This is a genomic window from Dietzia aerolata (genome assembly GCF_014144865.1).
Lineage (GTDB): Bacteria > Actinomycetota > Actinomycetes > Mycobacteriales > Mycobacteriaceae > Dietzia > Dietzia aerolata.
This window is the reverse complement of record NZ_JAALDM010000092.1, coordinates 2,910-12,002: the sequence shown is the minus strand read 5'-3', so window position 1 is coordinate 12,002 and position 9,093 is coordinate 2,910. Positions and strand designations below refer to the sequence as shown.

Sequence of the window (9,093 nt, the reverse complement as noted above, 5' to 3'; positions counted from 1 at the left end):
ACCCCGGCCAGCGCGGCGCGGTCGGCGGCGGCGCGGACCTCGTCGGCACTGCGATGCCCACACGAGTACAGGTGCGTGTGCGCGTCGACGAGCCCGGGCAGCGGATCGGGCAGGACGGGGGTCGGGCGGGGCTTGCGCTTACCCATGGTCCGGCTCAGCCCTCCCCGCCGTCGGTCGCCTGACCGCCGGCGGGCTGGATCGGCGCCCACTCGGGACCGGTCTCGGCGAGCTCGGCGTCGACCTTCGCGAACAGTGGGGTGGGCTTGGCCAGCGGCGTACCGGGGGTGATCTCGGTGCGGGCCCACCGCGCCTGCTCGGCGGCGTAGTCGCCCATGATCACCGGGTACTGGTGCCCGGGCTCGGGAACGCCCACGCCCGCGACTTCCACCGGCATGTCGTCAACGACCTCGTGGACCTGCGGCGCGGCCGCCCAGATCCCCTCGCCGCCGATGGCGCTGTGGATCTGCTGCGCGGCCGACGGCATGAACGGGGTGAGCAGGGTGTTGGCGTCGGAGACCACCTGCAGCGCGGTGTGCAGGACGGTGCCCAGGCGCTCGCGCTGGTCGGGCTCCTTGGCGAGCTTCCACGGCTCGGTGGCCGCGATGTAGCGGTTGGCGGCGCCGACGATCCGCATCGCCTCGGTGACGCCGGCCTTGAAGCGGGACTGGTCGAGGTGACCACCGACGGTGTCGAACGCCGCCCGCGAGTCGCGCAGGAGCTCGGCGTCCACGTCCATCAGTGTGCCGGGGCGCGGGATCTCGCCGAAGTTCTTGTGCGCCATCGACACGGTGCGGTTGACGAGGTTGCCCCAGCCACCCACGAGCTCGGCGTTGGTGCGGCGGACGTACTCGTCCCAGGTGAAGTCGGTGTCCTGGTTCTCCGGCCCGGCCACGGCGATGAAGTACCGCAGCGCGTCGGGGCCGAACTCGGCCAGGAAGTCGCGGACGTAGATCACCACACCGCGCGAGGAGGAGAACTTCGAGCCCGACATGGTGAGGAACTCACTCGACACGACCTCGGTCGGCAGGTTCAACGCACCCAGCGGGCCGGGCTCGCCGCCCTTGGCTCCGCGGCCGTCATACCCGAGCAGCTCGGCCGGCCAGATCTGGGAGTGGAAGGTGATGTTGTCCTTGCCCATGAAGTAGTGGGAGACCGCCTCCGGGTCCGTCCACCACCGGCGCCAGGCCTCGGGCTCGCCGGAGCGCCACGCCCACTCGATCGACGCGGACAGGTAGCCCACCACGGCGTCGAACCAGACGTAGAGCTTCTTGTCGCCGCGGTCCTGCCAGCCCTCGACCGGGATCGGGATGCCCCAGTCGATGTCGCGGCTCATCGCACGGGGCCGCAGGTCCTCGAGCAGGTTGAGGGAGAACTTCAGGACGTTGGGGCGCCAGTCCTTGCGCCCCTTGAGCCAGTCCCCGAGCGCGTCCGCCAGGGCGGGCAGGTCGAGGAACCAGTGCTCGGTCTCGATGAACTTCGGCGTCTCACCGTTGATCTTGGAGACCGGGTTCTTCAGGTCCGCCGGGTCGAGCTGGTTGCCGCAGTTGTCGCACTGGTCGCCGCGGGCGCCGTCGTAGTCGCAGATCGGACAGGTGCCCTCGATGTACCGGTCGGGCAGCGTGCGGCCGGTGGACGGGCTGACCGCGCCGGTGGTGGTCTGGGCGACCATGTACCCGTTGCGGTGAAGACCCTTGAACAGCTCCTGCACCACCGCGTAATGGTTGCGCGTGGTGGTGCGGGTGAACAGGTCGTAGCTCAGGCCCAGTCCTGCCAGGTCGTCGACGATCACCCGGTTGTACCGGTCCGCCAACGTCTGCACCGGCACCCCCTCCTTCTCCGCTTGGACAAGGAGGGGGGTGCCGTGCTCGTCGGTGCCCGAAACCATGAGCACGTCGTTGCCGGCCATGCGCTGGTACCGGGAGAAGACGTCCGACGGTACGCCGAACCCCGAGACGTGTCCGATGTGTCGGGGGCCGTTCGCGTACGGCCATGCGACCGCGGTGAGGACTGTCTTCGCCATGGCCTACAGCCTAGGTGGTCGTCGCCTCGTCGCCGGAGGAGGTGCTCCCCCCGACTGTCTCGGCAGGCTCCGGATCACTTGTCGCGGCCGCCTGCTCGGCGATGTATTTCTCCTGCTGGGTCTTCGGCATGGCGTAGACCTTCTCGGTGATGAACGGATCCGACCGCAGCACCTTGACCATCGACACACACATGAATGCCAGGACCAGAACAAAAGGCGATGCCGCGATGATCGTGAGGTTCTGCAGACTGTCCAGCGCACTCTGGGGATCTCCCTGGCGCATACCGGGCAGCAGCATCAGGATCGCAACGGAGGCGGTGAGGGCGCCCCATAGGACCACGATCCCCCGCTTGGGTTCCTCGGCCCCGAACTGTGACATCGAGCCCATGATGATGGACGCCGAGTCCGCGCCGGTGATGAAGAAGATCGCGATCAGGATCATGGCCAGGAACGACAGCAGCCCGGTGAGCGGCAGGCTCTCGAACAGCGCGAACAGCTGGACGGTCGAGTTGCCGTCGCCGTAGATGCTCTCTCCGCTGAGCTCCAGATCCAGGGCGGCTCCGCCGAGGACCGAGAACCAGATGATGCTCAGCACGCTGGGGACGACCAGCACACCGATCGCGAACTCTCGGATGGTGCGGCCGCGCGAGATGCGTGCCAGGAACATGCCCACGAAGGGCGACCAGGAGATCCACCAGGCCCAGTAGAAGACGGTCCAGCCGGAGAGCCATTCACCGGCGGTCCCGTCGGCGGTGGCGCCGGTGCGCGCGGACATGGCGAAGAACGTGTCGATGTACGCGCCGATCGAGGCGGGGATCAGGTCGAGCATGAACACTGCCGCGCCGGAGAAGACCAGCACGAAGATCACCATCAGGATCGCGAAGACCATGTTGATGTTGGACAGCAGCTGGATGCCGCGCTCGACGCCACTGACCGCCGAGATCACGAAGCACAGTCCCAGCACGACGATGATGCCGATGACCACCGCCACGCTCTCTGACGTGATGGTTCCGGTCTCCCGCAATCCGCCCTGGATCTGCAGCGCGCCCAGGCCGAGCGAGGCGGCGGTGCCGAACACGGTCGCGAAGATCGCGAGGACGTCGAGCACCTTGCCCTGCCAGCCGTTTGCTCGGCGCGCGCCGATCAGCGGGGTGAACGCACTCGAGATGAGGTGCCGGCCGCCGTAGCGGTAGGCGGTCAGCGCCAACGAGAGTCCGACCACCGCGTAGACGGCCCAGGCGTGGGCGGTCCAGTGGAAGGTCGTGGTAGCCATCGCGGTCGTGACACCACCATTGGTGCCCGGCGGCGGATTGACGAAGTGCGACAGCGGCTCGCTCACGCCGTAGAACATCAGGCCGATGCCCATGCCGGCGGCGAACATCATGGAGATCCAGCTGGAGGTTCGGAAGGTCGGCTTCTCGCCGTCCCCGCCGAGCCGGACGTTGCCGAATTTGCTGAGTGCCAGCCACAGCACGAAGGCGACGAAGGCGGTCGCCGCGAGCACGAACACCCAGCCGACACTCTCGACGGTCCAACCAAAGGCCGCGTCCGCCGCAGTCTGGAACGACTCGGTGAACACCAATCCCCAGAGGAGTACGAGGGCGATCAGGATGAGCGCGGGTATGAAAACCCCCATGCTGATCTTGTTGCCGGGCGGTTCTCCCGCGAATTTGGGTTTCCCTGTGGCTTTCTCTTCATTGATGGTCACCGTTCCAGCAGTAGCACGTTAGGGGCCTCCAGCGGTAAGTTTGGTCGTTCGCACCCGGTTCCCATGTGGATCGTGGTGTGGCCAGGCTGGACCACGGCCAGGTGAATCTGCAACGTTTATAAGGTGCATACCTGGGCGAGCGTGCCGCCGGATCCGCTGCGCGTCCTCGACGCCTGTGCTCGCCGCGCGACCCGTGAGGGGCTCGCGCCGCCGGCCGCTCTGCTCGGCGACTGGCTCGGTGCCGCCGCAGTGATCGCCCCGTCCGTCGAGTTGCTCCCGGTGGCACCTCGGGACGCCTTCGGCCCGGCCCACTCCCCCGTGTTATCCGGCGATCCGGCCTCCTCAGCCACCGTTGATTCCGGCTACACGCTGGGCTTTCGCGCATTCCCCGACGTGCCCTCCGGCGACCGACGCCTCCTTCCTGAAGCGGTCTCGGGGCGCGCCGCGGGCCTCCTCGTGCTGGGACACGACGGGCACTGGTCGGTGCGTGGCGACGTCCCCGCGCCTGGCGATCTGCATCTCGGGGCCCGGGCCCGCCGTGGCCCCACCGAAATCCCTGCCACGCTCACCTGGCAATCTCCCGACCGACAGGCCCACCATGCGGCGGTCGAGAAGTGCCTCGACGCGATCCGGGCCGGTGAGATCTACCAGGCCTGCCTGTCCACCCGTGTCGATGGCCAGCTGGACGGCGAACCTGTCGCACTGTTCGCCCAGCTCTGGCGCCGGACACGCGCGCGAAGGGCGGCATATCTCGCCGGGTCGTGGGGTGCGGTGGTGTCGATGTCGCCAGAGACCTACCTGACGCGACGCGGCCGGGAGGTGCGCTCGAGCCCCATAAAGGGCACGCTGCCGCTCGACGCCGACCCGGCACTGCTGCGAGCCTCTGACAAGGACGTGGCCGAGAACATCATGATCGTCGACCTCGTCCGCCACGATCTGGGCAGGACCGCCGACGTCGGCTCCGTGACCGTTCCCGAATTGCTGGGCGTGCACGAGGCGCCCGGGGTGTGGCATCTGGTGTCGACGGTCGCGGCCCGGACAGGTGTCTCGAACAGCGAGCTGGTGGAAACGACCTTCCCGCCCGCCTCTGTCACCGGCACGCCCAAGCTGCGGGCGCGCGAACTCATCGCCGGCTGGGAGCTGCGGGCGCGTGGGCTGCACTGCGGCGCCATCGGCATCGCCGGCCCCCGACTCGATTCCGCCGACGCGCGCGACGCCGCTAACACCGCCGACGCCACCGACGCCACCGACGCCGACACCGCCAGCGAGCTCGATCTGTCCGTGGCCATCCGCACGTTGGAGATCGCCCCCGACGGCCGCTGCGAGTTCGGTGTGGGCGGCGGCATCACCATCGACTCCGACCCTGACGCCGAATGGGACGAGTGCATTCACAAGGCCGCCTTCACCTGGGGTGGCGGACCGGCACCCTGGTGACACGGTGCCTCCGCAGCGGGTAGATGCTGCGAATGCGAGAAGCTGTGCGACGGCGGCGCTTTTTGGGCAACGTCAGCGTGTTCTTGGGCAACATCACCGAGGCCCAGTCGGCGTGTCGTCGCACTGGTGTTGCCCCAAATATCGCTGATGTTGCCTAATTCTCCGGCCCCGCCACGAACCCCCCACGAACCCGCCTCGCCCCGCCCAGCGCAGGCGTCTACTCGGCCTCCGCGCGCGCAGCGAGGACGGCCTGATACAGGTCGCGCTTGGTCAGCGACGAGCCTTCGGACACCGCCGCGCAGGCGTCCTTGAGCCGCTCGCCGGCCTCGACGCGTTCCTCGACGATCTCCACCAGATCCTCGAGCGCGGCTTCCGAGCTCTCGGCGTCCGCGCCGTCGAGCACCACCACGATCTCCCCGAGAACCCCGTCGGCGGTGCGTTCGGCGAGCTCGGCGAGGGTCCCGCGCAGCACTTCCTCATAGGTCTTGGTGAGCTCGCGGCACACGGCGGCGCGTCGATCCGGCCCGAGCACCTCGGCGGCCTCGGCGAGAGTGTCGGCCAGACGGTGCGGGGATTCGAAGAACACGCAGGTGCGCTCCTCAGTGGCCAGGCGCGCCAGCCAGGTGCGGCGCCTGCCCGCACGTCGCGGCGGGAATCCGTCAAAGCAGAAGCGGTCGACCGGCAGGCCGCTGAGCACCAGCGCGGTGGTCACCGCCGACGGCCCGGGCAGGCACGTCACCGGCAGCCCCGCCTCGATGCAGGCCACCACCAGCGAGTAGCCGGGGTCCGACACCGCGGGCATCCCGGCGTCGGTCACCACCGCCACCACGTCACCGGAGCGGACCCGGTCGAGGAGCTGTGGAACCCGCCCGGCCTCGTTGTGCTCGAAAAAGCTCATCACGCGACCACCGATGGTCACCTCGAGCGCCGCGGCCAGGGACCGTACTCGCCGAGTGTCCTCCGCCGCCACGATGTCCGCGGTCTCGAGAACCTGGCGAAGTCGGTCCGAGGCGTCACCCGGATTCCCGATGGGGGTGGCCGCCAACACGACCCGTCCGGATGTCATGGGGTCCACCATATCCCCGGACCTTCTCCCCGGACCGGGTACCGGCCCCCACTATGCTCGCCCTGTGACCTCGACTCTCGGCGTGCGCTCTCCCGGCCGCCCGCTCCCCGCTCCGGACACCGGGCCTGTCGAGACCACCCGCGACCTCATCGCCACCGGCGTCATCCTGGTGCTCGCGTTCGTCACGCGCTTCTGGGGTCTGACCTCGGCCACCGACGGCGGCACTCCCGTCTTCGACGAGAAGCACTACGCGCCACAGTCGTTCACGATCTCCCAGCTCGGCATCGAGGAGAACCCGGCCTACGGACTGGTCGTTCATCCGCCGGTGGCCAAGCAGATCGAGGCGATCGGCGGCTTTCTGTTCGGCTACACGCCGATGGGCTGGCGTTTCACTGCCGCGATCTGCGGCGTACTGGTGGTGCTCCTGGTCATGCGCATCACGCGCCGACTGACCCGCTCCACCCAGCTCGGCCTCATTGCGGGGTTGCTGCTGTGTCTGGACGGGGTCACATTCGTCACGTCCCGCATCGGGATGTTGGACATCTACCAGGTGCTGTTCGTCCTCGCGGCAGCCGGAGCTCTGCTGGTCGACCGCGACCAGATGCGTGCCCGGATGCACCGCGCGGCACTGGAGGGCCGGGTGCACCTGTCCGATCTCGGCCCGCGGCTGGGGTTTCGGTGGTGGCGTTTCACCGCCGGCGTGATGCTGGGTCTGGCGCTGGGCGTCAAGTGGTCGGGCCTGTACTTCATCGCGTTCTTCGGCATCATGACCGTCGCCTGGGACTGGGCGCTGCGCAGCCGCTACGGCATCGTCCGCCCACTGGCCGGCGCGCTGCTGCGAGATGCTCCCCCGGCGTTCCTGAGCCTGGTGATCTGGCCGGTCATCCTCCATTTCTTCACGTGGCTTCCCTGGTTCGCCAACGAGAACTCGGTGTACCGCCATTCGGTGGACTCGCAATCCGACAACGATTTTCTGCCCGACGCCCTCCAGTCGTGGTTCTACTACCAATCGTCGGTCCTGGATTTTCATTCGTCGCTGACCACCTCGGCCGGCAACCGGCACCCCTGGGAGTCCAAGCCGTGGACGTGGCCAATGAGCCTGCGTCCGATGCTCTATTACGTGGAGCAGGGCGAGGGCGTGACCGGCTGTGGCGAGACCTCGTGCGTGCGGGCCATCATGTTGCTGGGCACGCCCGCCATCTGGTGGCTCGCGATCCCGGTCCTGGCCTGGGTGTTCTGGCGTGCGGTGATCTGCCGCGACGGTCGGTATGTTTTCCCGCTCGTCGGGTACATGGCCGGCTACCTGCCGTGGTTCTTCCAGCACGACCGGCAGATGTACTTCTTCTACGCCGCGGTGATGGCGCCGTTCTTCATCATGATGATCGCGCTGGTATTGGGCGAGGTCGCCGGGACGGCCTCCGATCCGCCGCGGCGGCGTCTGATCGGCCGGGCGATCGTGTGCCTCTATCTCGCGCTGGTGATCGTGAACTTCATCTACATGCTGCCGATCCTCTCGGGCACGCCCATCACGCAGTCCGAGTGGAACATGCAGCTCTGGCTGCCCTCGTGGCGGTAGCCAGTGCCCGCATCGCAGGCCTGAGCGCCGACTGATCCCCGCCGCAGCCGACCGCCGGATGCCCCCGGATGGGTCCCACCGCACGGGTTCGCGCATCTGACAGCCCCGGCTCACATCAGTACCGTCGCGGACGTGAACGAGCTATCCATTCCTTTCCCCGAACTCGGGATGTCCGACGCGATGCAGGAGTGGCTGGTAGAGAAGCCGGTCATGATCGTCGTGTACCTACTCTTGGCGCTCGTGGTGCGGTGGCTCCTGCACCGCGCGATTGACCGCGTCACCACGCCCGCCCCGGACGGCACCTCACGGCGCCTGTGGCCACGCCGCCGCGACAGGGAGGACGCCACGGCCCTCACCGATGTCGACGGGGCTGGTGGAAAGAAATTTGACGACGACGACACCCGCGAGATCACCGCTGACGAGAGCGGTGGGCTGACTGCCGAGAGTCTCAAGAAGAGCAATCACCGGAAGCCGGCGGAGCAGGCGGTCGCCGACCGCAAGAGGGCAGAACGGCGCGCGCAGCGACTGCTCACCATCGGATCGGTGCTCAAGTCCTTGGTTTCCTTCGTCGTCCTCGTCTGGGTGATCCTGCAGACGCTGGCGATCCTCGGGGTCAATGTGGCGCCGTTCATCGCCTCGGCCGGGATCGTCGGCGTGGCGCTGGGCTTCGGCGCGCAGGCGCTGGTGCGTGACTTCCTGTCGGGACTGTTCATGTTGTTCGAGGATCAGTACGGCGTCGGCGACTGGGTGGACCTGGGCGAGGCCGAGGGCACGGTCGAGAACGTGGGCCTGCGCATCACGGCGGTGCGCGACCTGCACGGGACGCTCTGGTACTGCCGCAACGGCGACATCATGCGCGTGGGCAACTACAGCCAGGACTTCGGTGTGGCGTTCTTGGAGATCCCGGTCTCCTACGGTGCGGATGTCGACCGGGCCTGCAACATCGCGATCGAGACCGCGAAGCGGGCCGCCGCGGAGGAGCCGATCAAGTCCAACATCATCTCCGGCCCGGAGCTCGCCGGCGTCAACGAGCTCGGTGCCGATTCGTGGTCGCTGCGGATGACGGCCGTGACCCACGCCAACATGCAGTGGGCGACCGAACGCGAGCTGCGGCGCCGCATCCGCAACGCCTTCGCCGATGCCGGCATCGACGCCCCCTACCCGCAGGGCCTGCCGGTATCGCCGATGAAGACCATGGCGCCGGCTGAATAACGCCGCGACCACGGTCGATTGAGCACCACCACTGAGGCCGCCCGCCCCTGACGCTCAGGGGCGGGCGGCCGCGTTGT

The 9,093-nt window shown here is 68.2% G+C and carries 6 protein-coding genes and 1 pseudogene; 3 read left to right on the top strand and 4 right to left on the bottom strand.

The features are described 5' to 3' along the window. From G6016_RS17180 to G6016_RS06470, 3 genes and pseudogenes are all read right to left on the bottom strand, one after another. A pseudogene (locus G6016_RS17180) lies at positions 1-146 on the bottom strand (TatD family hydrolase); the annotation flags it as partial. Positions 147-154: 8 nt separating this feature from the next. Then, the gene (gene metG / locus G6016_RS06475; protein ID WP_182631859.1) at positions 155-2,020 is read right to left on the bottom strand and encodes a methionine--tRNA ligase; all 1,866 of its coding nucleotides are present in this window, start codon (positions 2,018-2,020) and stop codon (positions 155-157) included. Positions 2,021-2,030: 10 nt separating this feature from the next. Further along, positions 2,031-3,656, bottom strand: coding sequence for a BCCT family transporter (locus G6016_RS06470; RefSeq protein WP_182631858.1), 1,626 nt, complete (start codon positions 3,654-3,656; stop codon positions 2,031-2,033). 195 nt (positions 3,657-3,851) lie between these two features. Here G6016_RS06470 and G6016_RS06465 point away from each other — a divergent pair, with 195 nt between their 5' ends. After that, positions 3,852-5,162 carry an aminodeoxychorismate synthase component I gene (locus tag G6016_RS06465; RefSeq protein WP_182631857.1) on the top strand — a complete coding sequence of 437 codons (1,311 nt, stop codon included), beginning with the start codon at positions 3,852-3,854 and terminating at the stop codon, positions 5,160-5,162. A gap of 217 nt (positions 5,163-5,379) precedes the next feature. Here G6016_RS06465 and rsmI read toward each other — a convergent pair whose 3' ends face one another. Then, complete coding sequence (gene rsmI / locus G6016_RS06460) at positions 5,380-6,228, bottom strand: 16S rRNA (cytidine(1402)-2'-O)-methyltransferase (RefSeq protein WP_182631856.1); 849 nt, start codon at positions 6,226-6,228, stop codon at positions 5,380-5,382. A gap of 64 nt (positions 6,229-6,292) precedes the next feature. On the opposite strand from rsmI, the gene G6016_RS06455 reads away from it, so the two are divergent. Continuing rightward, positions 6,293-7,804 carry a dolichyl-phosphate-mannose--protein mannosyltransferase gene (locus G6016_RS06455; RefSeq protein WP_338403540.1) on the top strand — a complete coding sequence of 504 codons (1,512 nt, stop codon included), beginning with the start codon at positions 6,293-6,295 and terminating at the stop codon, positions 7,802-7,804. Between the two features lie 114 nt (positions 7,805-7,918). Next, complete coding sequence (locus G6016_RS06450; RefSeq protein ID WP_338403541.1) at positions 7,919-9,016, top strand: mechanosensitive ion channel family protein; 1,098 nt, start codon at positions 7,919-7,921, stop codon at positions 9,014-9,016. The last annotated feature ends 77 nt before the right edge of the window (positions 9,017-9,093 follow it).